Origin of the sequence: Streptomyces venezuelae ATCC 10712 (assembly GCF_008639165.1) — a bacterium.
Classification (GTDB): Bacteria; Actinomycetota; Actinomycetes; order Streptomycetales; family Streptomycetaceae; genus Streptomyces; species Streptomyces venezuelae.
In genome coordinates this window covers 5,426,201-5,452,965 of sequence record NZ_CP029197.1, presented here as the reverse complement: position 1 = coordinate 5,452,965, position 26,765 = coordinate 5,426,201, and the positions used below count along the sequence as shown (strand labels likewise).

The 26,765-nt window shown below is 71.9% G+C and carries 25 protein-coding genes; 13 read left to right on the top strand and 12 right to left on the bottom strand.

Translation table 11 applies throughout. The annotated features are described in order from the left end of the window. Nucleotides 1-66: 66 nt before the first annotated feature. The 3 genes from DEJ43_RS25395 to DEJ43_RS25385 are packed head-to-tail and all read right to left on the bottom strand — an operon-like array spanning nucleotide 67 to nucleotide 2,350. Complete coding sequence (locus DEJ43_RS25395) at nucleotides 67-399, bottom strand: DUF3817 domain-containing protein (protein ID WP_015036252.1); 333 nt, start codon at nucleotides 397-399, stop codon at nucleotides 67-69. Between the two features lie 43 nt (nucleotides 400-442). Further along, a complete protein-coding gene (locus DEJ43_RS25390; protein WP_015036251.1) occupies nucleotides 443-952 on the bottom strand; it encodes a MarR family winged helix-turn-helix transcriptional regulator in 510 nt (169 codons plus the stop codon). A gap of 9 nt (nucleotides 953-961) precedes the next feature. Next, the gene (locus DEJ43_RS25385) at nucleotides 962-2,350 is read right to left on the bottom strand and encodes an MFS transporter (protein ID WP_041662877.1); all 1,389 of its coding nucleotides are present in this window, start codon (nucleotides 2,348-2,350) and stop codon (nucleotides 962-964) included. A gap of 77 nt (nucleotides 2,351-2,427) precedes the next feature. Between DEJ43_RS25385 and DEJ43_RS25380 the strand changes: the two genes are divergently transcribed. Together DEJ43_RS25380 and DEJ43_RS25375 are read left to right on the top strand one after the other, a co-directional pair. Then, entirely contained in the window at nucleotides 2,428-3,420 is a 993-nt protein-coding gene (locus DEJ43_RS25380; protein ID WP_015036249.1) for an ArsR/SmtB family transcription factor, read from the top strand. A gap of 70 nt (nucleotides 3,421-3,490) precedes the next feature. Then, nucleotides 3,491-4,507, top strand: a complete 1,017-nt coding sequence (locus DEJ43_RS25375) for a glycoside hydrolase family 6 protein (protein WP_071891498.1) — start codon at nucleotides 3,491-3,493, stop codon at nucleotides 4,505-4,507. Between the two features lie 8 nt (nucleotides 4,508-4,515). Here DEJ43_RS25375 and glxA read toward each other — a convergent pair whose 3' ends face one another. From glxA to DEJ43_RS25340, 7 genes are all read right to left on the bottom strand, one after another. Continuing rightward, complete coding sequence (gene glxA, locus DEJ43_RS25370) at nucleotides 4,516-6,480, bottom strand: radical copper oxidase GlxA (protein ID WP_015036246.1); 1,965 nt, start codon at nucleotides 6,478-6,480, stop codon at nucleotides 4,516-4,518. Nucleotides 6,481-6,483: 3 nt separating this feature from the next. Next, entirely contained in the window at nucleotides 6,484-8,298 is a 1,815-nt protein-coding gene (locus DEJ43_RS25365; RefSeq protein ID WP_015036245.1) for a glycosyltransferase family 2 protein, read from the bottom strand. 91 nt (nucleotides 8,299-8,389) lie between these two features. Beyond that, complete coding sequence (locus tag DEJ43_RS25360; protein ID WP_051026158.1) at nucleotides 8,390-9,070, bottom strand: TetR/AcrR family transcriptional regulator; 681 nt, start codon at nucleotides 9,068-9,070, stop codon at nucleotides 8,390-8,392. Nucleotides 9,071-9,078: 8 nt separating this feature from the next. Beyond that, complete coding sequence (locus DEJ43_RS25355; RefSeq protein WP_015036243.1) at nucleotides 9,079-9,762, bottom strand: DUF4166 domain-containing protein; 684 nt, start codon at nucleotides 9,760-9,762, stop codon at nucleotides 9,079-9,081. Further along, nucleotides 9,759-10,481 carry a hypothetical protein gene (locus DEJ43_RS25350; protein WP_015036242.1) on the bottom strand — a complete coding sequence of 241 codons (723 nt, stop codon included), beginning with the start codon at nucleotides 10,479-10,481 and terminating at the stop codon, nucleotides 9,759-9,761. The genes DEJ43_RS25355 and DEJ43_RS25350 overlap by 4 nt, the downstream gene beginning before the upstream one ends. A gap of 189 nt (nucleotides 10,482-10,670) precedes the next feature. Beyond that, entirely contained in the window at nucleotides 10,671-10,964 is a 294-nt protein-coding gene (locus DEJ43_RS25345) for an MTH1187 family thiamine-binding protein (RefSeq protein WP_015036241.1), read from the bottom strand. Next, nucleotides 10,961-11,314: a DUF3817 domain-containing protein gene (locus tag DEJ43_RS25340; protein ID WP_041662876.1), complete on the bottom strand. Its 354-nt coding sequence runs from the start codon at nucleotides 11,312-11,314 to the stop codon at nucleotides 10,961-10,963. The genes DEJ43_RS25345 and DEJ43_RS25340 overlap by 4 nt, the downstream gene beginning before the upstream one ends. Nucleotides 11,315-11,421: 107 nt before the next feature. On the opposite strand from DEJ43_RS25340, the gene DEJ43_RS25335 reads away from it, so the two are divergent. The 4 genes from DEJ43_RS25335 to DEJ43_RS25320 all read left to right on the top strand — a co-directional run bounded on the left by DEJ43_RS25335 (nucleotide 11,422) and on the right by DEJ43_RS25320 (nucleotide 14,052). Beyond that, on the top strand, nucleotides 11,422-12,060 hold the full coding sequence (locus DEJ43_RS25335) for an AIM24 family protein (protein WP_041662875.1): 639 nt from the start codon (nucleotides 11,422-11,424) through the stop codon (nucleotides 12,058-12,060). Continuing rightward, entirely contained in the window at nucleotides 12,060-12,710 is a 651-nt protein-coding gene (locus tag DEJ43_RS25330) for an AIM24 family protein (RefSeq protein WP_015036238.1), read from the top strand. The genes DEJ43_RS25335 and DEJ43_RS25330 overlap by 1 nt, the downstream gene beginning before the upstream one ends. After that, nucleotides 12,707-13,492 (top strand): AIM24 family protein, encoded by a 786-nt coding sequence (locus DEJ43_RS25325; RefSeq protein WP_015036237.1) that lies wholly within the window; start codon nucleotides 12,707-12,709, stop codon nucleotides 13,490-13,492. The genes DEJ43_RS25330 and DEJ43_RS25325 overlap by 4 nt, the downstream gene beginning before the upstream one ends. A gap of 83 nt (nucleotides 13,493-13,575) precedes the next feature. After that, entirely contained in the window at nucleotides 13,576-14,052 is a 477-nt protein-coding gene (locus DEJ43_RS25320) for a MarR family winged helix-turn-helix transcriptional regulator (protein WP_015036236.1), read from the top strand. A gap of 83 nt (nucleotides 14,053-14,135) precedes the next feature. Here the strand turns inward: DEJ43_RS25320 and meaB are convergent, their stop codons facing one another. Then, the gene (gene meaB, locus DEJ43_RS25315) at nucleotides 14,136-15,092 is read right to left on the bottom strand and encodes a methylmalonyl Co-A mutase-associated GTPase MeaB (protein WP_015036235.1); all 957 of its coding nucleotides are present in this window, start codon (nucleotides 15,090-15,092) and stop codon (nucleotides 14,136-14,138) included. A gap of 24 nt (nucleotides 15,093-15,116) precedes the next feature. Further along, nucleotides 15,117-16,325, bottom strand: coding sequence for an acetyl-CoA C-acetyltransferase (locus tag DEJ43_RS25310; protein ID WP_015036234.1), 1,209 nt, complete (start codon nucleotides 16,323-16,325; stop codon nucleotides 15,117-15,119). Between the two features lie 137 nt (nucleotides 16,326-16,462). On the opposite strand from DEJ43_RS25310, the gene mce reads away from it, so the two are divergent. From mce to DEJ43_RS25275, 7 genes are all read left to right on the top strand, one after another. After that, the gene (gene mce, locus DEJ43_RS25305) at nucleotides 16,463-16,915 is read left to right on the top strand and encodes a methylmalonyl-CoA epimerase (RefSeq protein WP_015036233.1); all 453 of its coding nucleotides are present in this window, start codon (nucleotides 16,463-16,465) and stop codon (nucleotides 16,913-16,915) included. A 214-nt stretch (nucleotides 16,916-17,129) separates the two neighbouring features. After that, complete coding sequence (gene scy / locus DEJ43_RS25300) at nucleotides 17,130-21,620, top strand: polarized growth protein Scy (protein WP_041662874.1); 4,491 nt, start codon at nucleotides 17,130-17,132, stop codon at nucleotides 21,618-21,620. Nucleotides 21,621-21,734: 114 nt separating this feature from the next. Next, entirely contained in the window at nucleotides 21,735-22,670 is a 936-nt protein-coding gene (locus DEJ43_RS25295; RefSeq protein WP_015036231.1) for a coiled-coil domain-containing protein, read from the top strand. 111 nt (nucleotides 22,671-22,781) lie between these two features. After that, entirely contained in the window at nucleotides 22,782-23,750 is a 969-nt protein-coding gene (locus DEJ43_RS25290; RefSeq protein ID WP_015036230.1) for an ABC transporter ATP-binding protein, read from the top strand. A gap of 3 nt (nucleotides 23,751-23,753) precedes the next feature. After that, the gene (locus DEJ43_RS25285) at nucleotides 23,754-24,533 is read left to right on the top strand and encodes an ABC transporter permease (RefSeq protein ID WP_015036229.1); all 780 of its coding nucleotides are present in this window, start codon (nucleotides 23,754-23,756) and stop codon (nucleotides 24,531-24,533) included. 202 nt (nucleotides 24,534-24,735) lie between these two features. Beyond that, entirely contained in the window at nucleotides 24,736-25,887 is a 1,152-nt protein-coding gene (locus DEJ43_RS25280) for an ATP-binding cassette domain-containing protein (protein WP_041662873.1), read from the top strand. Beyond that, nucleotides 25,884-26,720: an ABC transporter permease gene (locus DEJ43_RS25275; RefSeq protein ID WP_015036227.1), complete on the top strand. Its 837-nt coding sequence runs from the start codon at nucleotides 25,884-25,886 to the stop codon at nucleotides 26,718-26,720. Before DEJ43_RS25280 ends, DEJ43_RS25275 begins: the two co-directional genes overlap by 4 nt. The last annotated feature ends 45 nt before the right edge of the window (nucleotides 26,721-26,765 follow it).

Below are 26,765 nucleotides of genomic sequence, written 5' to 3'. Positions count from 1 at the left end.
GAATTTACTAGGACGTCCTAGTAAATGTCGATGGCAAACCCCCGCACATCAGTGCGGGGGTCGGTGTCAGGCCTTGACCGGCTCCGGCCGCACGCCGCTGACCAGCGGAAGCGTCTCGCGGACGACCTTGCGCTCGACGAAGAAGGCGGCGAACGGGATGGTCCCGGACAGCAGCACCCACAGGAGCTTGCCGAACGGCCACTTCGCCTTGGAGCCCAGGTCGAAGGCGAAGACCAGGTAGATGATGTAGAGGACACCGTGGGCCTGGGAGACCGCGAAGGTCACGTCCTCGCCCATGTCGAACCCGTACTTGAAGACCATGCAGGTGCACAGCACGAGCAGCATGACGGCGGTGATGTACGCCATGACGCGGTAACGGGTCAGCACGCTGGATTTCATGCCGTCGAGCGTAACGGCACGTTCCGGGCGATCTTCGCCCGGGTCAGCCCTCGTCGAAATCGTGCGCGCTCACCCGCAGCGGGCGGAGCATCGCGAAGATCTCCGCGCACTCCTCGGCGTCGTACGCGCCGAGGCCGAAGTCCATCGCCATCAGGTCGCGGGTCGCCGCCTCGACCACCTCGCGGCCCTTCTCCGTGATGGAGGCGAGCGTCCCGCGACCGTCGTTGGGGTTGGGCCGCTTGTCGACGAGGCCGGACCGCACCAGCCGGTCCACCGTGTTCGTCACCGAGGTGGGGTGCACCATCAGCCGCTCGCCGATCTTGGACATCGGCAGCTCGCCCGCCTTCGAGAAGGTGAGCAGCACCAGGGCCTCGTACCGCGCGAAGGTCAGCCCGTACGGCTTGACGACGGCGTCGACCTCGGCGAGGAGGATCTGGTGGGCGCGCATGATCGAGGTGATCGCGGCCATCGAGGGGACCGGGCCCCAGCGCTTCTGCCAGAGTTCGTCGGCGCGGGCGATGGGGTCGAAGGGGAGACTGAGCGGCTTCGGCACGCGTCGACCTTACCGACTGGTCATATGCCGGTCAGCCCCGTCTCGTCTTTCGGTCGCCCGCAGCTCGACGGCGGCGGCCAGCAGGCAGAGCGTGCCGAGGACGCCGGTGCCCGCGACGACGACGTGCACGGGGGCGAACTCGGCGGCGATGCCGGCCCCGGCCATGCCGACGCCCTGGACGGTCATCATGCCCGCCGTCATCAGGGTCATGGCCCTCCCCCGCTGTTCCTCCGGGACGGCGGCGACGAACCAGGCGTCGAGCCCGAGGGTGTACGCGCCGGTGGCGCCGGCCAGGAGGAGCGCGGCGGCCGCGAGGGGGACGCCGGGCTCGGGGGCGTACAGGAGGTAGGGCAGGACGCCGGTCACGGCGAGCGGCAGCACGATCCGGGAGCGGGTCGCGGCGGACAGGAACGATCCGGCGAACAGCTCGCCCGCGATGGTGCCCACGGGCAGGGCGCACATGAGGAGGCCGAGGGCGGCGGTGGAGGCGCCGGTCCGGTCGGCGTACGGGGCGGCGAGGGCCTCCGGGACGACGGCGAAGAGCGGCGGCACCCAGAACATCAGCATCAGGGCCCGCACGCGCCGGTTCCGCAGCACGGCGAAGGTTCCCGGCAGCCCGCCCGCCGCGCCGCCCGCGCGGGCGGGGCGGCGGGCCGTGCCGAGCCGGAGGAGCAGCGCGGAGGCGAGGAAGGTGGCGGCGGTGACGACGAGGGCGCCCCGGGGCGGGACGACGGTGAGGAGGACGCCGGCGGCGGCGTAGCCGGTGAGCAGGGCGCTCTGCGAGACGATCCGCAGCAGTGAGCGTCCGAGGACGAAGAGGTCGCCCTCGCCGAGGATGTCGGCGAGGGTCGCCATGCGGGTGCCGTTGAAGACCGGTGAGACGACGGCGATGGCGCAGCGCAGGACGAGCAGGAGGGCGACGGGGGTGGCGGGCGCGGCCATGACCGCGACGCAGCCGGCGCAGACGAGGTCGCAGACGACGAGGATGCGCCGGGGCGGGAGCCGGTCGGTGAGGCCGGCGAGCAGGGTGCCGCCGAGGAGGTAGGGGAGGAACCCGAGCGCGAAGGTGAGGGAGGAGAGCAGTGGGGACCGGGTCATGTCGTAGACGAGCACGGTGAGGGCGAGTTCGCTGACGACGACTCCGAGCAGTGAGAACAGGTGCGCCGCGAACACGAACCGGAACTCCCGTACGGCGAACACGGCCCGGTATCCGCCGGGCGGTGCGGGTGCCTCGGGGGCGGGGGCGGGAGGCGCGGCCTCCCGCGCGGCGCCGGCCCCGGCCCCCGGCGCGGTCTCTGCGGTGTCGGGCAGTGCGGTGTCGGGCAGGGCGCCGTCCCGGGCGGGGGCAGGGGTGGGGGCGGGCGCCGGGGGTGGCGTCCGGGTGTGGTTCTCGGGCATGGGCGCAGCCTGCCGCGCGGGCGGGGCGCGCCCTAGACTTTCGGCTCCAGACGAATATTCCGTGCCCGGAGGGCCCCGTGCCGTACCACCTGCGCTTCGGCGAGGCCGACCCGTTGAGGATCCGGTTCGCGATCTCGCCGCTCTGGGAGACGCACTCCGCCGTGCGGGTCCTCGCGCGGCCCGCGAAGCAGGGCTACCACCTGCCGTGGGTGCGGCGGATCGCGGCCGCCGCGCGCGGGCTCGACCTCGCGCCGCTGCAACTGCTGATGCCGGCGCGGGGGCACAACCCGGACTTCCTCTATCCGCCGCCGATCGGCCCCGCCGCGACCTTCGAGGACGAGATCGCCGCGGTACGGGAGACCGATCCGGCCGTCGCCCTCGACGAGTTCGAGCGGGCGCTCGCCGAGACGCCCGGGGCGGCCGGCACCGTGGAGGGGCGGCGGCTGCTCGCCGATCCCGCCGGGGCCGTGACGCGGCTCGCGGATCTGCTGGAGGCGGCCTGGGAGGCGCTGGTCGCGCCAGACTGGCCGCGGCTGCGGGCGCTCCTGGAGGCGGACGTGGCGTACCACTCGCGGCGGCTCGCGGAGGGGGGCCTGGAGAGGCTGCTCGGTGAGCTGCACCCGGCGTTCGACTGGGCGGCGGAGTCGGCGACGCTCCGGGTGGAGTACTCGGGGGAGCACGACCGTCCGCTGGACGGGCAGGGGCTCGTCCTGCTGCCTTCGGTGTTCATCTGGCCGGACGTGGTGAGCGGTTTCGATCCGCCGTGGCAGCCGACGGTGGCGTATCCGGCGCGCGGGATCGGCGGGCTGTGGGCGGAGCCCCGGGACCGTACGCCGGAGGCTCTCGGGCGGCTGCTCGGCCCGGTGCGGGCGGATGTCCTGTGCGCGCTGGCCGAGCCGATGGGGACGACGGCGCTGGCCCATCTCCTGGGCCGGTCCGCGTCCACCGTCTCCGCGCACCTGTCGGTGCTGCGGGACGCGGGGCTGCTGACCTCCCGGCGGTACGGCCACCAGGTGCTCTACGAGCGGACGCCGCTGGGGATGGCGGTGTCGCAGCCCGGAACCGACTGACCGTCATGTCACGATGGCCCGGATTGTCCCGCCTGTCGTGCGCAGCGCCGTACCCGACCCTGGGGGCCGGATGTCCCGCCGTACCGTCACCGCCGTCGCCCTGACGCTCGTCTCCGCGCTGCTCCTGACCGGCTGCGGCGAGGACGAGCCGCCGAAGGGGCCCGTCGGCCCGCCCTCCACGCGGGGCGAGCCCGCGGCCCCGGCCAGCGGCTCGCCGTTCTGGGTCGACCCGGAGAGCGACGCCGCGAAGCAGGTGCGCCAGTACGAGGCGCAGGGCAGGACCGAGGACGCGAAGATCCTGAAGCGGATCGCGGACCGGCCGGTCGCGGAGTGGCCGGCGGGCGACGATCCCGTTCCGGAGATCACGCGCGCGGTCCGTGGCGCGGCGGCGGAGAACCGTACGGCCGTGTTCGTGGCGTACAACATCCCGCACCGCGACTGCGGCATGTACTCGGCGGGCGGCTCGCACGACGCGCAGGCGTACCGGAACTGGATCGACGCCTTCGCCACGGCGCTCGGGGACGCGTCCGCGATCGTCGTCCTGGAGCCGGACGCGGTGCCGCACATCGTGGACGGCTGCACCCCGGCGCAGTACCACGACGAGCGGTTCCAGCTGCTGGCCGGGGCGATCGAGCGGCTCAAGCGGCAGCCCCGCACCCGGGTCTACCTGGACGCGGGGAACCCGGCGTGGATCGACGATCCGGGCAAGCTCGTGGAGCCGCTGCGCCGGGCGGGCGTGGCCCGCGCGGACGGCTTCTCGCTGAACGTCTCCAACTTCCAGACGAACGAGGCGGTGCGGGGCTTCGGCGCCGCGCTCTCCGGGCTGCTCGGGGGCGCCCACTTCACGGTGGACACCAGCCGCAACGGCGACGGCCCCCTCCCGGGTGACCGGGCGGAGGCCTGGTGCAATCCGCCGGGCCGGGCCCTCGGCGTACCGCCGACGGACCGGACCGGGGACGAGCTGGTCGACGCGTATCTGTGGATCAAGCGTCCCGGCGACTCGGACGGCCAGTGCCGGGGCGGCCCGGCCGCCGGGACGTGGTGGCCGGACTACGCCCTGGGCCTGGCGCGCAGGGCGAAGTCCTGAGGCCCTGATCAGTCGCCGACCTGGATCCACTTCGCCTCGGACGGGATGCCCTCGGCGTCGGTGACGAAGAGCATGTACCAGCCGGGCGGGACCAGGGTCCGGTCCTGCGGTACGTCGACGGTGACGGTCATCCCGTCCTGGCCCCGGGTCAGGCCGAGCTCGATGGAGCGCTGTTCGACGTCGGTGGTGTGGGTGACGGCGCTGGGCCGCATGAGCCGGGCCTTGGCGATCCGGCGGGCGTCCTTGGTCTTGAAGGTGGCGCGGCCGTTCTGGTCGAGTTCCTGTGAGCCCTCTCCGAGGACGGGCCGGTCGTTGCCGGCCTTGTGGAGGTAGGGCGGGGTGAAGACCTCGATGCGCTGCTCGAAGGTGCCGAGTTTGGTGTTGTCCTTGTCGTCGAAGAGCGGGTCGGAGCCGAAGGTGGCGACCCGGCCGTCGGGCAGCAGCAGCGCCTCGGAGTGGTAGTTGCGGCCGACGGTGGGCGCGGCGGCCTCGGCGAAGGCGTTGGTCCTGGGGTCGTAGAACTGGGCCTTGAGGATGTCGCTGCCGCTGCGGCCCCGGTAGTCCTCGGAGCCGCCGGTGGTGAAGACGGTGTCGTCGGGCAGCAGGACGCTGCTGAGGTAGCGGGTGCCCTGCGGGAGCGCGGGTCCGTCGGTGAAGACGGGGCTGTCCTTGGACACGTCGATGATGGAGGTGCGGGCGGTCGACTTGGACGACTCCCCGACGCCGCCGCCGCCGAGGACCATGACCTTCTGGTGCTGGGCGGGGGGCAGGATCAGGGAGGCGGAGGTCTCCAGCTGGTCGGGGTCGCTGAGGCCGCGGAGCTTGGTGAAGGTGTTCTTCTCCAGGTCCCACAGGCCCGGTTCGCGGCCCTTCTCGGCGGGGCCGTAGCCGGCGTTGGATCCGGTGTAGAGGAGCTTGCCGCCCTTGGTGAGGAAGAGGGAGGGGTAGGTGGGGAAGTAGCGGAAGGGGCCCTTGGACCACTTCTTGGTCTCGGGGTCGTAGATCTCGTTGTCGCCGGGGACGACGTCGCCGACGTCGTTGAGGCCGGAGACGGCGAGGACCCTGCCGTCCTGGAGGCCGACCAGGGTGGGGTACCAGCGGGCGTCCTTCATGGGGGCGACCGGGATGTACTTCTCGGCCTTCGGGTCGAACTCGTAGGCGCTCTTGATGCCCTGGAAGTCCTGCTTCTCGGTGGTGAGCTTCTGGGCGAGTCCGTAGACGTTGTCGGCGGCGTCGCCCTTGAGGCCGACGACCTCGTACTGGGCGGCCTCGGTGGTGAGGGCCTGCGGGCCCTCCTTGCGGGCCTCGACGAAGACCCGGGCCTCGGCGGCGGTGACCTTGGTCTTCCACGGTTTCATCTGGCCGCTCTTGAAGTACGAGATCTCGAACTCGCGCTTGGCCTTGGGGACGGTGACGTCGAACTTGGAGACGTACTCGACCCCGGACGGGGAGCGGAAGACGGTGCCCTTCTTGAGGGTGACCGCCTTGTCGGGGCTCTCGTTCTTGACCCGCATGCCGCCGCCGGCCTTCTTGACCTCGCCGTTGAGGATCTCGTACCGGGCGGTGCCGCCGGCGACGAGCAGCCGGCCGTCGGGCAGCTGGGTGTGGCCGGCGCAGAAGAAGTCCTCGGGGGTGGGGATCTTCTTGAAGGTGTTCTTCACCGGGTCCCAGAGGACGGTCTCGAAGGTCCCGGCGTCGAAGTTCTTCTGGCTGTTGCCCGAGCCGGCGATGAGCAGCACCTTCCCGGTGTGCAGCAGGGCCGCGTGGATGGCGTTGACACCGAGCTTGTCGGGGACGTGCACGGGCGCCCAGGAACCGTAGACCCGCTGGTAGCCCGGCTGGGCGATCTTGTACGCGTGGTACTTCTCCTCGGCGAAGGAGACGGCGGCGGGGGCGTTGAGCGCCGCGAGGACCAGCACCGCTCCGCTGCCGAACAGGGTCTTCTTGAACTTCTTGGAGGGCCGGTAGGCCATGGCTCAGTTCCCTCCGGTGGTCGTGGGGGCGGGTGCGGGGGCGGCGGGCGGTACGGCGGCCGGCCGGACGGGCACGCCTTCGCGGGCGTCCGCGAGGCCGCGGCGGCGGGCGCGGGCCCTGGCCCGGTCCCGAACCTGCCGCAGGCGCCGGTCCCGTACCGTCGTGAAGGTCCAGAGGGTGATCGGGGTGAGGGCGATGACCAGGGCGAGCGCGGCCCAGGTGCGCATGGCGGCGTGGGTGTGCCCGAAGTGGACGGAGGCGGCGAGCGAGGCGATGAGGACCGCCGCCCAGTACAGGTGGATGCGGAAGGTCAGGACGCGGTCGGGGCTGGCCGCGCCGCCCTTGGGCGTGACGACGAAGCGGCCGCGGGTGCGGAGGATCGCCGAGCCCAGGGACTTGAGGTAGATGGGCGCGGAGAGCGCGGACATCGCCATGCCGGCGAGACCGCCGGAACCCTCGGGTTCGTGGGGCGAGACGTTGTGGCGCCGGTTCCAGAGGTAGAGGCCGATCTGGAGGGCGACGGCGTCGCTGTAGATCATCAGCCAGACCGAGGTGGAGACCTGGGTGCCGGAGGCGCCGAGCCACAGGTAGAGGACGCCGCTGAGGATGCCGAGCAGCCAGTTGACGGCCGTCATCGGGTAGTAGACGAGCATCAGGGTGTAGTTGAGGAAGCGGCCCGGCGGGGTGCGGAAGGGCGCCTTCCAGTACTGCTTGACGATCGTCTCGTACGTGCCCCGGGACCAGCGGAGCTGCTGGGTGAAGAAGTCCGTCCAGGAGGCCGGGCCCTCGCCGACGGCGAGGACGTCGGGGGTGTAGACGGAGCGCCAGTAGTGGCCGGTGCGCGGGTTCTTCCTGCGGTGCAGTTCGAAGCCGGTGGCCATGTCCTCGGTGATCGAGTCGTACAGGCCGCCGATCTGCTTGAGGGCGGAGATCCGGACGACGTTGTTCGTGCCGACGAACATGGGGGCGTGGTAGCGGTTCCCGGCGCGCTGGATGAGGGCGTGGAAGAGGAACTGCTGGGACTCGGCGGCCTTGGTGACGAGGTTGGTGTAGTTGCCGTACACCTGCGGTCCGACGACGAAGGCGATGTCGGGGTCGCGGAAGTAGCCGAGCATCCGCTCAAGGAAGTTGGGGAGCGGGACGTGGTCGGTGTCGACGGAGGCGAAGTAGTCGTAGTCGTCGCCGTGCATGGCGAGCCAGGCGTTGTAGTTGCCGTGCTTGGTCCTCGCCTTGTGGACGCCCTTCTTGCGGTTCCACTCCGGGACGCCGGCGCGGGTGAAGTGGCGCACGCCGAGCTCGGCGCAGAGCGCCTTGGCCTCGGCGGAGTCGCCCTCGTCGAGGAGCCAGACGTCGAGGTGTCCGTCGTGCCGCAGCCGGGTGGCGCCTTCGAGGGTGCCGCGGACCATGGTGAACGGTTCCTTGCCCGGGACGTACGTGGTGAGGAAGGCGACGCGGGTGCCCTTCTCGGCGTACACGGGTATCGGGTCGCGGGCGACCATGGTGGCGTGGGCGATCGACGTGACGTTCACCAGCATGAAGAAGCAGATGAGGCCGATCGACACGAGCATCACCGTGTCGAGGTGGACGAGCCAGCGGTCGCCGCCCTCCCGGACGGTCCAGTGGCTGGGCCAGACGAGGTAGGCGAGGAGCAGCGCCGAGAGGACGGGCGCGAGGCTCATCAGGAGGACGGCGCGTATTCGGTGCGGCTCCTTCGAGAGCAGACTTCGGTACTGCACCTTGTAGGCCGCCGGATCCGGTTCCGTGAGGGGACCGGCGAGTCGGCTGTAGGTGTCGTAGTCGTAGCCTCCCGGCCGCACGGTGCCTCCAGCTGTCGTCGAACGGGTCGATATCCCTACAAAAGGGGCAAACCCTCGGCGTGTCGACTGGAGTAGTCCGAGTGGGTATGTCTCAGTTCCTGCGGCTGCTCTGCCTCCTGAGGGTGTACGTGACGGCCTTTCGGGCGACCGGGTTCAGCTCCTCGACGGCGGCCATCAGGGCGCCGAGCTGCTCCAGGGCCGCGAAGGCCGCCTCCGCCCCGGCGGGGTCGACCCCCTCGTACAGTTCGAGGCCGACGAAGGAGGCGCCGACCGCGCGGGCGAGCCCGGCGGGGTCGGTGAACTCGGCCAGCGGCGTCCCCGCGAGCACCCGGACGAGCACCTGTTCGATCTCGGCGATCCACAGGTCGAGCCCGGCGGCCGTGGCCGGGACGAGCCGGGGGTGCGCCTGCGCCCCGGCGAGCAGCTGCCCGAGGAAGGCGACGTGCCCGGCGGCCCGCTCCTCCTCGTGCAGCTCGCGCCCGAAGGCGAGCAGCTCGGTGAGGCTGCCGACGGAGCGAAGCCGCTCGCGGTGGCGGGCGACCCGCTGCTCGGCGCCGTGCCGGCAGGCGGCGGCGAGCAGCTCGTCGACGGAGCCGAAGTGGTAGAAGACGAGGGCCTGGTTGACCCCGGCGGTGGTCGCGATGGCGCGGGCGGAGGCCTTGGCGATGCCCTGCTCGACCAGGGTCCGCAGGGCCCCTTCGAGCAGCTTCTCCCGGGTCTCCAGGCTGCGGGCGTCCTGCCCCTTGGGCTCCCCGGCCTTCCGGTCCTTCACGTCCCCGCTCACACCCGTACCTCCTCGCGCACCGGGCGCAGCCCTGCCCGCACCCCCCGTGAGCGTACGTCCGCGTACTCGGCGGTGAACGACCCCTCGTACCCGAAGAGCGGGCCGACGTACCGGTTCTCCACCCGGACGTTGATGCGGAAGCGGCCGGTGCGCTCGTCGAAGGACTCGCGCACCTCGGCACGGCCGCCGACCAGTTCCGGCACCCGGACGTCCAACGGGCCCTCGCGGAAGCGGTGTTCGCCGGAGCGGATGAGCAGCGAGCCGTCCGGCTCGGCGGACAGGTGCAGATCGCTCGCGAGGTGCTGGTGGGTGCCGAGGTAGTCGAGAAGGCAGTCCCGCTCGGGGCTGTGGATCATGGTGGCGTCGAAGCGCCTGGGTCCGCCGGGCAGGACGAAGGTCCGGACGAAGGTGACGGTCTCCCGGCCGTACGAGTCGGCGTAGGGCACGTTCTCGATGGTGAAGGGGACGTGGCGGCCGGTGCGGGGCAGCAGGATGTTCCGCAGCCCGCCGACGGCGAGGAAGGGCTTCACGAGGGCCCGACCGTGCCAGATCCGGTCCATGACGCCCCGCCCGACGCACAGCTCCCCGCTCGCGAGCCCCACGGAGAAGCGCCGCTGGAGCTCCGGGTGCAGCCGCTCGAAGGCGGCGTCCCCCATGGCGGTGCGGAAGATCGAGGTCACGGGGTCTCCAGGGTCGCGAGGAGCCGGGGCTCCCGGGTGCGGGCGGGCGCGGTGCGCAGACAGCGCCGGGCCGCGGGGGTGGCCGGCGACGGGGGTACGAGCACCGCGAGGGCGAGCCCGAGGAGGGTGAGCGGTACGGCGGCGAGCGGGGGCGGCCCCGCCGGCAGCGAGCCGGCGATCCCGGGCACGGCCACGAGGAGCACCCGGGCGGCGAGTTCGAGGAGCCAGTGGCCGAGGGCGCGCTCGGGCGTGACGCCCCGCTCGCACCAGAGCCGGAGCCGGTCGAAGGACCAGGCGGTGGCCCAGCCCATCAGGGGCCGGAAGACGAGCCGGTCGGAGAGCCGGCCGAAGCGGCCCCAGCGGGGCCGGTAGTCGTAGCCGGTGAGGAAGCGGACGCCGTCCGGGGTGGGCACGTACCGCCAGTAGCCGCTGCCTTCGGCGAGCAGCGAGAGCGGGTGCGGCGAGGAGAAGCGGAGGGCGGAGACCCGGTCGCCGCCGGCCCGGTGGCGCTCCCCCGCGGAGACACCGGTGCCGGCGACGACCAGGAAGGGCAGGACGCGGGTCGCGTACCGGAAGTGCTGGGGTTCGCCCTCGGTGCGCGGAAGGTAGGCGATCTCGGTGAAGCGCAGGTCCCACCGCTGGTGGCGGTCGGGTTCCTGGGTGCGCTCCCAGAGTGTCTCCAGGTCGGCGCGGACCTGTGTCTCGATGTAGAGACCCATGGGTGTTCTCCCAGCTCGTACGGCATTTTGAGCGACTGCTCAAATCTGCCCGCGGCTGAAGGTAGCCGATTTTGAGCACTCGCTCAAGAGGTGATTTCCCGGGTACGCCGAAGCCCCCGGCCCTGAACCAGGACCGGGGGCTTCGGGACACGCGCGAACAGGGGCTCGGCCCCCGCGCGAACAGGGGGCTCAGCCCTCCAGATACCGCTCGACGGTGGCGACCTTGCTGACGAGGCCGTCCGTGACGCCCGGGCGGATGTCGGCCTTCATGACCACCGAGACGCGCGGGGCGCGCGCCTCCACGGCGGCGACGGCGCGCTTCACGACGTCCATCACCTCGTCCCACTCACCCTCGACCGAGGTGAACATGGCGTCGGTGCGGTGCGGCAGCCCGGACTCGCGGACGACCCGGACGGCGTCGGCCACGTACTCGCCGACCTCCTCCCCCACGCCCAGCGGGGTCACCGAGAACGCGACGATCACGCCTTCACCGCGCCCTCGGCGGCGGCGGCGCGGGCGCGGGACGCGATGACCGCGTTCTCGGCCTCGCGCTTGAGCTTCCGCTCGGCGTAGAAGCCGCCCAGGGGCACGACGGAGAGGAGGAAGTACAGGGCGGCGGAGCCGAAGCTCCACTTGGTGCGGTTCCAGGCATCCAGCCAGAACAGGACGTAGAGGATGAACAGCACGCCGTGGATCGCGCCCATGACCGGCACCGCGTTGAAGTCCGTCGTCCGCTTGAGCACCGAGCAGACCAGCAGGAGCAGGAACGAGACGGCCTCCGGCGCGGAGACGAGCCGGAGCCGGTGGAGGGAGGAAGCGGTCTTGAGGTCCACGGAGGGGGTCACCTTCGTTCGATCTTGTGAACGGATGCACAAGGGCCCGTCCATTGTGCACGCCGACTTTGCTGTCTCTTTATCCGGGTCCCCAGTACCTTCAGCGGGTGGCAACGTTCCGACTCCAAGGCAGCAAGGTGCTCGCGGTCTCCATGACCGGCGACGCCGTCAAGGCGAAGAACGGCTCGATGGTCGCCTACGACGGCCAGATGGCGTTCAAGAAGATGAGCGGCGGCGGTGAGGGCCTGCGGGGCATGGTCACCCGCCGGCTGACCGGCGAGCAGATGGAGGTGATGGAGGTACGCGGCCAGGGGACCTGCTGGTTCGCCGACCGGGCCTCCGAGATCAACCTCGTCAGCCTGCACGGCGACAAGCTCTGGGTCGAGGCGAGCAACCTGCTCTGCACCGACGCGGGGCTGCGCACCGGCACCACCTTCACGGGTCTGCGCGGCGGGGCCACCGGCAACGGCCTCTTCACCACGACCGTCGAGGGCACCGGCCAGGCCGCGATCATGTCCGACGGTCCGGCGGTGGTGCTGCGGGTGACCCCGCAGTACCCGCTCCAGGTCGACCCGGGCGCGTACATCGCCCACCAGGGCAACCTCCAGCAGCACTTCCAGTCGGGTGTGACCTTCCGCACCCTGATGGGCGAGGGCGGCGGCGAGGCCTTCCAGATCCGCTTCGAGGGGGACGGCCTCGTGTACGTCCAGCCGAGCGAGCGCAACACGATCGGAGGGGACGTCTGATGCCGTTCCGCGAGATCAACTCGAAGATGGTCGAGGCGACCGTCGTCCCCGGGCAGCGGATGTTCAGCCAGCGCGGCGCGATGCTCGCGTACCGCGGCGACGTCACTTTCACGCCGAACATGGCGGGCGGTCAGGGCGGCCTGATGTCGATGATCGGCCGCCGGGTGGCCGGCGAGGCGACGCCGCTGATGACCGTCGAGGGCAGCGGCACGGTGATGTTCGGGCACGGCGGCCACCACATCCAGGTGATCGGGCTGACCGGCGACACGCTGTACGTGGAGGCCGACCGGCTGCTCGCCTTCGACGGCACCCTGGAGCAGGGCACCATGTTCATGGGCTCGCAGGGCGGGGTCATGGGCATGGTCCGCGGCCAGGTGACAGGCCAGGGCCTCTTCACCACGACCCTGAAGGGTCACGGCGCGGTGGCGGTCATGGCGCACGGCGGGGTCATCGAGCTGCCGATCACGCCGGGCCGTCCGGTCCACGTCGACCCGCAGGCGTACGTGGCCCACCACGGCGACGTGCGGAACAAGCTCTCCACCGCGCTCGGCTGGCGCGACATGGTGGGGCGCGGCTCGGGCGAGGCGTTCCAGCTGGAGCTGAGCGGCAGCGGTGCGGTGTACGTGCAGGCCTCGGAGGAAAAGCTGTGACCGGTCCCGTGATCCACGACCCGACGACCCTGCCGTCGGACGACAACGTCAACCCGTACACCTTCTGCGTGGAGCTCAAGGGCTCCCAGTGGTTCCTGCAGAAGGGCAAGATGATCGCCTACTACGGGCGGATCGAGTTCAACGGCATCGGGCACGGCCGGCTCGACAGGCTGGTCAGGACGTCCTTCCACTCGCCGCTGCACGCGAGCGACTGGGTGGTGGCCGAGGGCAGCGGGAAGATGCTGCTGGCGGACCGGGCGTTCGACGTGAACTCGTACGACCTGGACGAGGGCAACCTGACGATCCGCTCGGGGAACCTGCTGGCCTACCAGCCGACGCTGGCGCTGAAGCAGTCGATCGTGCCGGGCTTCGTGACCCTGATCGGCACGGGCAAGTTCGTGGCCGCGTCGAACGGTCCGGTGGTCTTCATGGAGCCGCCGATGCGGGTGGACCCGCAGGCCCTGGTCGGCTGGGCGGACTGCCCGTCCCCCTGCCACCACTACGACCACGGCTACCTGACGGGCGTGATGGGCGGGGTGCGCGCGCTGACGGGCATCGGCGGCACCTCGGGCGAGGAGCACCAGTTCGAGTTCGTGGGCGCGGGCACGGTCCTGCTGCAGTCGACGGAGCTCCTGATGGCGGACCGCGCGATCGGCGGGCCGCCGGCGCAGGCGGGCGTTCCGGGCGGTCAGGCGCCGCACGGTTCCGGCCAGTCCATGCCGGGCTCGGTACCGCGCCTTCCCGGCCAGCTCGGCGACCTCCAGCGGCGCTTCGGGCTGTGAGCGGTAGTCTGCGGAGTGTGACGTCCTCGAACGTGCGCTCCCAGACTTCGTCAAGTATTCAACTTCTTAGGTAGAATCCATATATGGAGACCGAGACCGCCACTCCGTGGCTCACCGACGCCGAGCAGTGTGCGTGGCGCACATTCCTGGACGTCAACAGAATGCTGACGTACCAGCTGGAGCGGGACCTCCAGCCCTTCGGCCTGACGATGAACGACTACGAGATCCTCGTGAACCTCTCCGAGTCGGCGGAGCGGCGGCTGCGCATGAGCGACCTGGCCGCCGCCACGCTCCAGTCGAAGAGCCGGCTCTCGCACCAGATCACCCGCATGGAGAACGCCGGACTCGTCCGGCGCGAGAACTGCGAGTCCGACCGGCGCGGGCTCTACGCCGTCCTCACCGACGAGGGCATGGCCACCATGCGCAAGGTCGCCCCGCACCACGTCGAATCGGTGCGCAAGCACTTCATCGACCAGATCGGCACGGAGGCGCTCGGCGAGCTCCGGGCGTCCCTGACGCCGGTCGCCGAGCAGCTGCGCGGACGGCGCGGCAAGCCGTAGGCGGAGCCCGACCTGACAGAAAAGGGCCTCCCCGGTCAGTCCGGGGAGGCCCTTTTCTCCGTCTCTCCGCGACGGTACGGCGCTCAGTTGCCCGTCAGGCTCGCGACCAGCTCGTCCGAGGCCGCGTACGGGTCGAGCGAGCCCGCCACGATCCGCTCCGCGAGCGCGTCGAGGCGCCGGTCGCCGTGCAGGTCGCCGATCCGCTCCCGCAGGGCCGTGACCGCGATCGTCTCCACCTCGCGCGCCGCACGGGCCCGGCGGCGCTCCGCCAGCACCCCGTGCTCCTCCATCCAGGCCCGGTGCTTCTCCAGGGCCTCCACGACCTCGTCGATGCCCTCGCCGCGGGCCGCGACCGTCTTGACGATCGGCGGCCGCCAGTCGCCGGGCCCACGCGACTCGCCCAGGCCCAGCATGTGGTTGAGCTCGCGGGCGGTGGCGTCCGCGCCGTCCCGGTCGGCCTTGTTCACCACGTACACGTCGCCGATCTCCAGGATGCCCGCCTTCGCGGCCTGGATGCCGTCGCCCATGCCCGGCGCGAGCAGCACGACCGAGGTGTCGGCCTGCGAGGCGATCTCGACCTCCGACTGCCCGACGCCGACCGTCTCCACCAGGATCACCTCGCAGCCGGCCGCGTCCAGGACGCGGATGGCCTGCGGGGCGGACCAGGCGAGACCGCCCAGATGGCCGCGGGTCGCCATGGACCGGATGTAGACCCCGGGGTCGGAGGCGTGCTCCGACATCCGGACCCGGTCGCCGAGGAGCGCCCCGCCGCTGAACGGCGAGGACGGGTCGACGGCCAGGACGCCGACCCGCTTGCCCGCCCTGCGGTACGCGGAGACCAGCGCGGACGTGGACGTGGACTTGCCCACGCCCGGGGAACCCGTCAGGCCCACCACGTACGCGCCGCCGGTCAGCGGCGCGAGCGCCGCCATCACCTCGCGCAGCTGGGGGGACGCCCCCTCGACGAGCGAGATCAGCCGGGCCACGGCCCGCGGCCGGCCCTCCCGTGCCTGGGCGACGAGTTCGGGGACGTCCACCATCTGCGCTGCTCCTTCAGTACGGAACTACTTGCCGTTTCCGGGGACACGGACGATCAGCGCGTCACCCTGACCGCCGCCGCCGCACAGGGCCGCCGCGCCGATGCCGCCGCCGCGCCGCTTGAGCTCCAGGGCCAGGTGCAGCACCACCCGGGCGCCGGACATGCCGATCGGGTGACCGAGCGCGATGGCGCCGCCGTTGACGTTCACCTTCTCGGGGGTAACGCCGAGGTCCTTCATTGACTGGTGGGCGACCGCGGCGAAGGCCTCGTTGATCTCGATCAGGTCGAGGTCGTCGACGGTCAGGCCGTCCTTCTTCAGGGCGTGCCGGATGGCGTTGGACGGCTGCGACTGCAGCGAGTTGTCCGGGCCCGCGACGTTGCCGTGGGCGCCGATCTCGGCGATCCACTCAAGGCCCAGCTCCTCGGCCTTGGCCTTGCTCATCACGACGACGGCGGCGGCGCCGTCGGAGATCTGCGAGGAGGTGCCGGCGGTGATGGTGCCGTCCTTGGCGAAGGCGGGGCGGAGCTTGCCGAGGGACTCGGCGGTGGTCTCCGCGCGGATGCCCTCGTCCTTGGCGAAGATCACCGGGTCGCCCTTGCGCTGCGGGATCTCGACCGGGGTGATCTCGGCCTCGAAGATGCCGTTCTTCTGGGCGGCGGCGGCGCGCTGGTGCGAGAGGGCGGCGATCTCGTCCTGGACGTCGCGCTTGATGCCCAGGCGGGTGTTGTGCTTCTCGGTGGACTCGCCCATGGCGATGTTCTCGAAGGCGTCGGTCAGGCCGTCGTACGCCATGGCGTCGAGCATCTCGATGGCGCCGTACTTGTAGCCCTCGCGGGACTTCGGCAGCAGGTGCGGGGCGTTGGTCATCGACTCCTGGCCGCCGGCGACGACGACGTCGAACTCGCCGGCGCGGATCAGCTGGTCGGCGAGCGCGATGGCGTCGAGACCCGAGAGGCACACCTTGTTGATGGTGAGCGCGGGGACGTTCATCGGGATGCCGGCCTTGACGGCGGCCTGGCGGGCGGGGATCTGGCCGGCGCCCGCCTGGAGCACCTGGCCCATGATCACGTACTGCACCTGGTCGCCGCCGATGCCGGCCCGGTCGAGCGCGGCCTTGATCGCGAAGCCGCCGAGGTCCGCGCCCGAGAAGGACTTGAGCGAGCCGAGCAGGCGACCCATGGGCGTGCGGGCGCCCGCGACGATCACTGAGGTGGTACCGGTCGTTCCAGACATGAGGCACGGCCCCTAGGGATGAGAAGTGAACGAGGGTTTACCGCCAATGTACTGAGCGGCGCCGCGCCCGGTCACCGGCGAATCGGTGTGACGGCGCGCACGTTGCGTAACCATCTCCACGGCGTTGCACTGGAGGCATGCTGACGCGAATCGACCACATCGGGATCGCCTGTTTCGACCTGGACAAGACTGTCGAGTTCTACCGTGCCACCTACGGTTTCGAGGTCTTCCACACCGAGGTCAACGAGGAGCAGGGCGTCCGCGAGGCCATGCTCAAGATCAACGAGACCTCCGACGGCGGGGCCTCCTACCTCCAGCTCCTCGAGCCGACCCGGGAGGACTCGGCGGTGGGCAAGTGGCTCGCCAAGAACGGCGAGGGCGTGCACCACATCGCCTTCGGTACGGCCGACGTCGACGGCGACGCCGAGGCCATCCGCTCCAAGGGCGTCCGGGTCCTCTACGACGAGCCGCGGATCGGCTCCATGGGCTCCCGGATCACGTTCCTGCACCCCAAGGACTGCCACGGCGTACTGACGGAACTGGTCACCTCGGCGGAGCCGTCGGCTGACCACTCCTCAGCGGAGCACTGACCTCCGGATTCCTGGCCCGGTAGAGTGGGCGACTCCGGGCCGGGGCCGGTCGGGGCCGCTCCGTGCGGCACCGAAGTCGGGATGTCGGGGTCGTCCGATCTGCCACGATTCCCCGGGGGCCCGTCCTCAGCCGTGAGGGGGCGGGCTCGTTGGAGTTGCGACCAGGGTTGGGGTATCCCCTGCTCGAAGAGCTCGGGGAAGGATGGACCGCGCAGTGCGGGGCTACGAACGCCAGGAGAGCCACCGAGCTGAAGACGACCATCTCGCCAGGTTCGAAGCCGAGATGGACCGGCTGAAGACCGAGCGCGAGAAGGCCGTCCAGCACGCCGAGGACCTCGGGTACCAGGTCGAGGTGTTGCGCGCCAAGCTCCACGAGGCGCGCCGCACCATCGCGTCCCGGCCCGCCTACGACAGCGCGGACATCGGCTACCAGGCCGAGCAGATGCTGCGGAACGCCCAGGCACAGGCGGAACAGCTCCGGCAGGACGCCGAGCGCGAGCTGCGCGAGGCCCGCGCCCAGACCCAGCGCATCCTCCAGGAGCACGCCGAGCACCAGGCCCGGCTCCAGGCCGAACTGCACAACGAGGCCGTCCAGCGCCGCCAGCAGCTGGACCAGGAACTCAACGAGCGCCGCCAGACCGTCGAGGCGCACGTCAACGAGAACGTCGCCTGGGCCGAGCAGCTGCGGGCCCGCACGGAGTCCCAGGCCCGCCGGCTCCTCGAGGAGTCCCGCGCCGAGGCCGAGCAGTCGCTGGCCGCCGCCCGCGCCGAGGCCACCCGGCTCGCCGAGGAGACCAGCCGGCGCGTCGGCGCCGACGCCGAGGCCGCGCGTGCCGAGGCCGAAGCGATTCTGCTGCGCGCCCGCAAGGACGCCGAGCGGCTCCTCAACGCCGCGTCCAGCCAGGCGCAGGAGGCCACCAGCCACGCCGAGCAGCTCCGCTCGACCACCACCGCCGAGACCGACCAGGCCCGCCGCCAGGCCACCGAACTCTCCCGCGCCGCCGAACAGCGCCTCCAGGAGGCCGAGGAGAAGCTCCGGGCCGCCCGCGCGGAGGCCGAGAAGACCCTCGCCGAGGCGAAGGAGACCGCCGCCAAGCAGCTCGCCGGCGCCGAGTCGGTCAACGAGCAGCGGACCCGTACCGCCAAGACCGAGATCGCCCGGCTCGTCGGCGAGGCCACCAAGGACGCCGAGGCCCTCAAGGCCGAGGCCGAGGAGAAGCTGCGCGAGGCGACCGCCGAGGCGGAGAAGCTCGTCGCGGAGGCCTCGGACAAGGCCCGTACCGCCGCAGCGGAGGACTCCGCCGCCGCCCTGGCCAAGGCCGCGCGCAGCGCCGAGGAGATCCTCACCAAGGCGTCCGACGACGCCCGCGAGACCACCCGCAAGGCCTCCGAGGAGGCCGAGCGGATCCGCCGCGAGGCCGAGGCCGAGATCGCCCGGCTGCGGGCCGAGGCCGAGGAGCAGGCCGACGAGCTGCTCGGTTCGGCGAAGGACGACACCAAGGAGTACCGCGCCAAGACGGTCGAGCTCCAGGAGGAGGCCCGCCGGCTGCGCGGCGAGGCCGAGCAGCTGCGCGCCGAGGCCATCGCCGAGGGCGAGCGGATCCGCGGCGAGGCCCGCCGCGAGGCCGTGCAGCAGATCGAGGAGGCGGCCAGCACCGCCGAGGAGCTGCTGACCAAGGCCCGTACGGACGCCGAGGAGCTGCGCACCAAGGCCGGCGCCGAGAGCGAGCGGGTCAAGTCCGAGGCCGTCGAGCGCGCCCAGACGCTGCGGACGCAGGCCGAGGAGACCCTGGAGCGGACCCGCGCCGAGGCCGAGCGGCTGCGCGCCGAGGCCGAGGAGCAGGCCGAGGCGGTCAAGGCCCGGGCCGAGGAGGCCGCCGCCGGGCTGCGCGCGGACGCCGAGCGGGCCGCCGAGGCCCGCCGCGCCGAGGCCGCCGACGAGCTGACCCGGCTGCACGCCGAGGCCGAGGCGAAGGTGGCGGCGGCCGGCGAGGAGCTGACCGACGCGCGCGCCGAGAGCGAGCTGATCCGGCGCGAGGCCGCCGAGGAGACCGAGCGGCTGCGGACCGAGGCCGCCGAGCGGGCCCGCACCCTCCAGGAGCAGGCCGGGCAGGAGGCCGAGCGGCTGCGCGCCGAGGCCGCCGCCGACGCCTCGACCACGCGTACGGAGGCGGAGACCGCGGCGCTCCGGCTGCGCACCGAGGCCACCGAGGAGGCCGAGCGGCTGCGCTCGGAGGCCCAGGAGACCGCCGACCGGGTGCGGGCCGAGGCCGCCGCCGCGGCCGAGCGGGTCGCCACCGAGGCCGCCGAGGCGCTGGCCGCCGCCCAGGAGGAGGCCGTCCGGCGCCGCCGGGAGGCCGAGGAGACGCTGGAGTCTGCCCGTTCCGAGGCGGGCCGGGAGCGCGAGCTGGCGCGCGAGCAGTCCGAGGAGCTCCTCGCCGCGGCCCGCAAGCGGGTCGAGGACGCCCAGACCGAGGCGCAGCGCCTGGTCGAGGAGGCGGACGCGCGGGCGACCGAGATGGTCGCGACGGCCTCGCGGGCCGCCCAGGAGGTACGGGACTCGGTGGCGGGTCTGCGCGAGCAGGCCGAGGAGGAGATCACCGGGCTGCGCAGCGCCGCCGAGCACGCGGCCGAGCGGACCCGCACCGAGGCGCAGGAGGAGGCGGACCGGGTCCGCGCCGACGCGTACGAGGAGCGGGAGCGTGCCTCCGAGGACGCCACCCGCACCCGGGCGCGCTCGCAGGAGGAGACGGAGGCCGCGAAGGCGCTGGCCGAGCGGACGGTCGCCGACGCGATCGCCGAGTCGGAGAAGCTGCGGGCGGACACCGCGGAGTACGCGCAGCGGGTTCGGACCGAGGTGACGGACTCGCTGGCCTCGGCCGAGCAGGACGCGGCCCGCACCCGGGCCGACGCCCGGGAGGACGCGAACCGGATCCGTTCGGAGGCGGCCGAGCGCGCCGAGTCGGTGGTCGCCGAGGCCCGTACGGAGGCGGAGCGGATCGCCGCCGAGGCGGAGCAGGTCCTGGACGAGGCCCGCAAGGCCGCGGACAAGCGCCGCAGCGACGCCGCCGAGCAGGCCGACGCGCTGCTCGCCGAGGCGACGAGCGAGGCCGAGCGGCTCACCGCCGAGGCGGTCGAGCTCATGGAGACCGCCGAGCAGGACGCCCGGCGGCTCCGCGCCGAGGCCGAGCAGGTCAAGGCCGACGGGGAGGCGCACGCGGAGGCGCTGCGGGCGGCCGCGGTCGCCGACGGCGAGCAGGTCCTCGACGAGGCCCGCAAGGCCGCCGACAAGCGCCGCAGCGACGCCGCCGAGCAGGCCGACGCACTCCTCGCCGAGGCGACGAGCGAGGCCGAGCGGCTCACCCGCGAGACGGCCGCCGAGGCCGAGCGGCTCACCGCCGAGGCGGTCGAGCTCATGGAGACCGCCGAGCAGGACGCCCAGCGGCTCCGCGCCGAGGCCGAGCAGGTCAAGATCGACGGGGAGGCGCACGCGCAGGCCCTGCGGAACGCGGCCCTGGCCGACGGCGAGCAGGTCCTCGACGAGGCCCGCAAGGCCGCCGACAAGCGCCGCAGCGACGCCGCCGAGCAGGCCGACGCACTCCTCGCCGAGGCGACGAGCGAGGCCGAGCGGCTCACCCGGGAGGCGAACGCCGAGGCCGAGCGCGTCACCCGGGAGGCGAACGCGGAGGCCGAGCGGCTCACCCGGGAGGCCGGCGAACTCGCCGACTCCGTCACGGCGGAGGCGCGCGCCGCCGCCGAGGCGACGGTGGGCTCCGCCCAGCAGGACGCCGAGCGGATCCGTACCGAGTCGGAGCGGCTCAAGGCGGACGCCGAGGCGGCGGCCGAGCAGATGCGCTCGGAGGCCCGCGAGGAGGCGGACCGGACGCTCGACGAGGCGCGGGAGGCCGGTGCCCGGAAGCGTTCGGACGCGGCCGAGCAGGCGGACCAGCTCGTCGCCAAGGCCCAGGAGGAGGCGCTGCGCGCCACCACCGAGGCCGAGACGCAGGCGGACACGATGGTCGGCGCGGCCCGCAAGGAGGCCGAGCGGATCGTCGCCGAGGCGACCGTCGAGGGCAACTCGCTGGTGGAGAAGGCGCGTACGGACGCGGACGAGCTCCTGGTCGGGGCCCGCGGCGACGCGACGGCCATAAGGGAGCGGGCCGAGGAGCTGCGGGCCCGGATCGAGGGCGAGATCGAGGAGCTGCACGAGCGGGCGCGCCGCGAGAGCGCCGAGCAGATGAAGACGGCGGGCGAGCGGGTCGACAACCTCGTGAAGGCCGCGACGGAGCAGCGCGCCGAGGCCGAGGCGAAGTCCAAGGAGCTGCTGTCCGAGGCGAGTTCGGAGGCGAGCAAGGTGCGCATCGCCGCGGTCCGCAAGGCCGAGGGGCTGCTCAAGGAGGCCGAGCAGAAGAAGGCCTCGCTCGTCGCGGAGGCCGAGGGCATCAAGGCCGAGGCGGAGCGGATTCTGGCGGAGGCGCGGGCCGAGGCCGAGCAGACGGTCGAGGAGGGTCAGCGCGAACTGGAGGTGCTGGTGCGCCGCCGCAAGGACATCAATGCGGAGATCTCCCGTGTCCAGGACGTGCTGGAGGCGTTGGAGTCTTTCGAGACCCCGGCTTCGGGTGCCAAGTCCGCCGGTGCGGTGGGCGCCAAGGCGGGCGCGTCAGCGGGGTCCACTCGTTCGGGTGGCAAGTCCCAGGACGGGTAGCCACTCAAAAGGCTGGACATTCTCCAGATCAAACGGGCATACGCTCGATGACACGCCGCTTCGGCCCCTAGGATTCCCTCTAACACCTCACCGGTCTCATTCGACAGGAAACCCATGAGCGACACATCCTCCCCCTTCGGCTTCGAGCTCGTGCGGCGCGGTTACGACCGCGGTCAGGTGGACGACCGCATTACCAAGCTCGTGTCCGACCGTGACAGTGCCCTGTCCCGCATCACCTCTCTGGAGAAGCGCATCGAGGAACTCCACCTCGAGACGCAGAACGCCCAGGCGCAGGTCACCGACGCCGAGCCGTCGTACGCGGGACTCGGCGCCCGGGTCGAGAAGATCCTCCGGCTGGCCGAGGAGGAGGCGAAGGACCTGCGTGAGGAGGCCCGTCGCGCCGCCGAGCAGCACCGTGAGCTGGCCGAGTCGGCCGCCCAGCAGGTGCGCAACGACGCGGAGTCCTTCGCGGCCGAGCGCAAGTCGAAGGCCGAGGACGAGGGCGTCCGGATCGTCGAGAAGGCGCAGGGCGAGGCGAACTCGCTGCGTGCCGAGGCCCAGAAGGACGCCCAGTCGAAGCGCGAGGAGGCGGACGCCCTCTTCGAGGAGACCCGCGCCAAGGCCGCCCAGGCCGCCGCGGACTTCGAGACGAACCTGGCCAAGCGCCGCGAGCAGTCGGAGCGGGACCTGGCCTCGCGTCAGGCCAAGGCCGAGAAGCGCCTCGCGGAGATCGAGCACCGCGCAGAGCAGCTCCGTCTGGAGGCCGAGAAGCTGCGCACGGACGCGGAGCGCCGGGCCCGTCAGACGGTGGAGACCGCGCAGCGCCAGGCCGAGGACATCGTGGCCGACGCGAACGCCAAGGCCGACCGGATCCGCAGCGAATCGGAGCGCGAGCTGGCGGCGCTGACGAACCGCCGCGACTCGATCAACGCGCAGCTGACCAACGTCCGCGAGATGCTGGCCACGCTGACCGGTGCCGCGGTGGCGGCGGCCGGCTCGCCGATCGACGACGAGCGTCCGGCGGGCGTCCCGGCCCAGCAGACCCGCTGACGCCGGGCGTTCGTCGCCGCGGCGCCCGCCCGGTAACGAGTGCGTAGCGTTCCCCGAAACCCCCTGTCATTCCGGTGGCGGGGGGTTTTGCGCGCCCGTAGGTTGGTACGCATGATCGAGCTTGAGGGCCTGACCAAGCGCTACGGGGCGAAGACCGCGGTGGACCACCTCTCCTTCCAGGTGCGTCCTGGGGTGGTGACCGGCTTCCTCGGGCCCAACGGGGCGGGCAAGTCGACGACGATGCGGATGATGCTGGATCTGGACAACCCGACGAGCGGGACGGTCCGGATCGACGGCAAGCACTACCGGGAGCTTCAGGAGCCGCTGAAGTACATCGGGGCGCTGCTGGACGCCAAGGCGATGAACGGCGGCCGCTCGGCGTACAACAACCTGCTGTGTCTGGCGCAGTCGAACCGCATTCCGGAGCGCCGGGTGAGCGAGGTGCTGGACCTGGTGGGTCTGACGCCGGTCGCGAAGAAGAAGTCGAAGGGTTTCTCCCTCGGCATGGGGCAGCGGCTCGGCATCGCGTCCGCGCTCCTCGGTGATCCCGAGATCCTGATGTTCGACGAACCCGTCAATGGTCTGGACCCCGAGGGAATTCACTGGATCCGCAATCTGATGAAGGCGTTGGCGGCCGAGGGCCGGACGATCTTCGTTTCCAGCCATCTGATGAGCGAAATGGCTCTGACGGCCGATCACCTCATCGTGATCGGGCAGGGAAAACTGCTGGCCGACACGTCGATGGCGGATTTCATCCAGCAGAATTCCCGGAGTTATGTACGGCTGCGTTCGCCGCAGCAGGAGCGGCTCCGGGACGTGCTGCACGCCAACGGCTTCATCGTGGTCGAGGCGGGCAGCGGCGTCCTGGAGGTGGACGGGGCGACGACCGAGAAGCTGGGCGAACTCGCCGCCGAGCACGGGCTCGTGCTGCACGAGCTGAGTTCCCAGCGCGCCTCGCTCGAAGAGGCCTTCATGCAGATGACGGCCGGTGCGGTGGAGTACCACGCGCACGGCACCGATGTACACGGTGGCGCCCCGGCGCCCGGCCCCCAGTGGGGCACGACCTCCCAGGGAGCCTGAACGATGGCAGCGGCATCCGCGGTCCTGAAGTCCGAGTGGACCAAGATCCGGACGGTGTCGTCGACCGTCTGGACGCTGGCGAGCGCACTGCTCGTCACGGTGGCGATCGGCGCGGCCCTGTCCGCGGTGTTCAAGTCCACCTTCGACGACCTCAGCGAGGTCGAGCAGGCCACGTTCGACCCGACCCTGGTCAGCTTCTTCGGGATGACCCTGGGGCAGCTGGCGATGGTGGTCTTCGGTGTCCTGGTGGTGGGGACCGAGTACTCCTCGGGCATGATCCGCACGTCGCTCGCGGCGGTGCCGCAGCGCGCGACCTTCCTCTTCTCGAAGGTCGCGGTGGCCGGCGGGCTCGCGTTCGCCGTGGGTCTGGTGACGAGCTTCATCTCCTTCTTCCTCGGGCAGGCGCTGCTCGGCGAGCACCGGGCCTCGATCGGTGACGACAACGTGCTGCGGGCGGTGATCGGCGCGGGGCTCTACATGGGCCTGATCGCGCTGTTCTCCATGGGCGTGGCGGCGATGCTGCGCTCGTCGATGCTCTCGCTGGGCATCCTGATGCCGTTCTTCTTCCTGGTCTCGCAGATCCTGGCGGCCGTGCCGAAGGTCAAGGAGGTGGCCCGCTACTTCCCGGACCAGGCCGGCTCGAAGATCATGCAGGTCGTCCCGGACGCCATGAACACGGAGGAGGCTCCGTACGGCCCGTGGGGCGGGCTCGGGATCATGGTGGTCTGGGTGGTGGCCGCGCTGCTCGGCGGCTATCTGGTGCTGAAGAAGCGCGACGCCTGACCCGGGCGCGAGCCGCCGGGAGGCGGCGCCCGACCCGGGCGCGACCACGGGACGGCCTCCGGGGGAACACTTCCCCGGAGGTCGTCTCCGCTTCGCCGGAACCGTCAACGGCTGGATAAGCTCCTAGCTCATACGGGGGGCTCCGGCCTGCGGCCGCCACGCCCCGACATGGATGCGAACCACCTGTCGATGGGGCTGGAGAATGATCGAGGCAGTCGGCCTGACGAAGCGCTACGGCGCCAAGACGGCCGTGTACAACCTTTCCTTCCAGGTGAGGCCCGGTGTCGTCACCGGGTTCCTGGGGCCCAACGGGTCCGGCAAGTCGACCACGATGCGCATGATCCTGGGCCTGGACATGCCCTCCGCGGGTCATGTGACGATCGGCGGGCACCCGTTCCGGCAGCTGCCGAACGCGCCCCGGCAGGTCGGTGCGCTCCTCGACGCCAAGGCCGTGCACGGCGGGCGGAGCGCGCGCAGCCATCTGCTGTCGCTCGCGCAGCTCGCCGGCATCCCGGCCCAGCGGGTCGACGAGGTCCTCGGGGTGGTCGGTCTCCAGGACGTGGCGAAGCGGCGCTCCAAGGGCTTCTCGCTCGGCATGGGCCAGCGGCTCGGCATCGCGGCGGCGCTGCTCGGCGACCCGCAGGTGCTGCTCTTCGACGAGCCGGTCAACGGCCTGGACCCGGAGGGCATCCTCTGGGTCCGCAACCTGATGAAGAAGCTGGCCGCCGAGGGGCGGACGGTCTTCGTCTCCAGCCACCTCATGAGCGAGATGGCCCTCACCGCCGACCACCTGATCGTGATCGGCCGCGGGCAGCTGCTCGCGGACATGAGCGTCACGGACTTCATCTCGGCGAACTCCGCGGACTTCGCGCGGGTGCGGACCCCGGGGACCGATCCCGGTCAGCGGGAGAAGCTGACGGCGGCGATCATGGAGGCCGGCGGGCAGGTGCTGTCGGAACCGGACGGCGCGCTGCGCGTGACGGGCCTGCCGCTGCCGAGGATCAGCGACCTGGCGCACGACGCGGACGTACGGCTGTGGGAGCTGTCCCCGCACCAGGCCTCGCTGGAGGAGGCGTACATGCGGCTGACGCAGGGCGCCGTGGACTACCGCTCGACCGACGACCGGCTCGCGCACCTCCAGCCGCCGTTGCAGCCCGGGCAGCCGGGGTACGGGATGCCGCCGCAGCCGGTGGTCCAGGAGGTGCCGCAGCAGGGCTGGTACGCCCCGCCGCCGCCCGGACAGAACCCGTACGCGGGGGCTCCCGGCCAGCAGCCCGCGCCGGGTCCGTACGCCCCTCCGGCTCAGCAGCCGGCCGCCCCCCAGCCGAGCGACACCACCAAGGACGCCCGATGACCGCCCCCGCACCGCACCACGTTCCGGCGCACTCCTACGTCTCCCCCATCCCGGTCCGCAGGGCGCACCTCGGTGACGCCCTGGCCTCCGAGTGGACGAAGATCCGCTCGGTGCGTTCGACGCTGTGGACGCTCGGGGTCATGGTCCTGCTGATGGTGGTCATCGGCCTGGGGGTGGCGGCGATCGCCGCCAACGCCGGGGAGCAGGGGATGGGCGACGAGACGGCGCTCAGCTTCGGCTTCTTCGGGATGCTGCCGGCCTCGATCTGTGTGATCACGCTCGGCGTGCTGACGATCGCCTCCGAGTACGGCACCGGCATGATCCGTACGACCCTGACGGCCTGCCCGAGCCGGGCCCGGGTGCTGACGGCCAAGGCGATCGTGTTCTTCCTGCTCGTCTTCACGGTGACCACCGTGGTGGCGGCGCTGGTGGGCGCGGTGCAGGTCGGTCTTGTGGAGGCGGCGGCCACGCCGACGGCGGGCGAGTGGCTGCGGGCGACGGTCGGCGCGGGCGCCTATCTGGCGACGCTCGGGCTGCTGTCGCTGGCGCTCGGCACGCTGATCCGGCACTCGGCGGGTGCGATCACGGTGATGATCGGTCTGCTCCTGCTGCCGCTGGTGGCGGCGCTGTTCATGTTCTCCGAGGCGCTGAAGTCGGTGCAGGAGGCACTCTTCACGTACGCGATCCCCTCGCAGATGATCTCGCTGTACGCGGCGCAGCCGCCGTTCGGGGACAAGGGTCCTTCGGGCTGGGAGCCGCTGCTGATCATGGCGGGGGTCGCGGGGGTCGCGCTCGCCGGCGCGTACGCCGTGCTGAACTCCCGGGACGTGTGACCGGCCCGGGCGCGGGTGGCCCCCCGCTGCGGGGGGCCTGAACCG

What these genes read in the sequence shown, in the direction of transcription:
- DEJ43_RS25320 (WP_015036236.1), top strand. Translation starts at nt 13,576, where the DNA reads ATGGAGACCGAGACCGCCACTCCGTGGCTCACCGACGCCGAGCAGTGT.
- DEJ43_RS25295 (WP_015036231.1), top strand. Translation starts at nt 21,735, where the DNA reads ATGAGCGACACATCCTCCCCCTTCGGCTTCGAGCTCGTGCGGCGCGGT.
- DEJ43_RS25310 (WP_015036234.1), bottom strand. Translation starts at nt 16,325, where the DNA reads ATGTCTGGAACGACCGGTACCACCTCAGTGATCGTCGCGGGCGCCCGC.
- DEJ43_RS25350 (WP_015036242.1), bottom strand. Translation starts at nt 10,481, where the DNA reads ATGGGTCTCTACATCGAGACACAGGTCCGCGCCGACCTGGAGACACTC.
- DEJ43_RS25395 (WP_015036252.1), bottom strand. Translation starts at nt 399, where the DNA reads ATGAAATCCAGCGTGCTGACCCGTTACCGCGTCATGGCGTACATCACC.
- DEJ43_RS25275 (WP_015036227.1), top strand. Translation starts at nt 25,884, where the DNA reads ATGACCGCCCCCGCACCGCACCACGTTCCGGCGCACTCCTACGTCTCC.
- DEJ43_RS25280 (WP_041662873.1), top strand. Translation starts at nt 24,736, where the DNA reads ATGATCGAGGCAGTCGGCCTGACGAAGCGCTACGGCGCCAAGACGGCC.
- DEJ43_RS25330 (WP_015036238.1), top strand. Translation starts at nt 12,060, where the DNA reads ATGCCGTTCCGCGAGATCAACTCGAAGATGGTCGAGGCGACCGTCGTC.
- DEJ43_RS25375 (WP_071891498.1), top strand. Translation starts at nt 3,491, where the DNA reads ATGTCCCGCCGTACCGTCACCGCCGTCGCCCTGACGCTCGTCTCCGCG.
- mce (WP_015036233.1), top strand. Translation starts at nt 16,463, where the DNA reads ATGCTGACGCGAATCGACCACATCGGGATCGCCTGTTTCGACCTGGAC.
- DEJ43_RS25290 (WP_015036230.1), top strand. Translation starts at nt 22,782, where the DNA reads ATGATCGAGCTTGAGGGCCTGACCAAGCGCTACGGGGCGAAGACCGCG.
- DEJ43_RS25385 (WP_041662877.1), bottom strand. Translation starts at nt 2,350, where the DNA reads ATGCCCGAGAACCACACCCGGACGCCACCCCCGGCGCCCGCCCCCACC.
- DEJ43_RS25285 (WP_015036229.1), top strand. Translation starts at nt 23,754, where the DNA reads ATGGCAGCGGCATCCGCGGTCCTGAAGTCCGAGTGGACCAAGATCCGG.
- glxA (WP_015036246.1), bottom strand. Translation starts at nt 6,480, where the DNA reads ATGGCCTACCGGCCCTCCAAGAAGTTCAAGAAGACCCTGTTCGGCAGC.
- meaB (WP_015036235.1), bottom strand. Translation starts at nt 15,092, where the DNA reads ATGGTGGACGTCCCCGAACTCGTCGCCCAGGCACGGGAGGGCCGGCCG.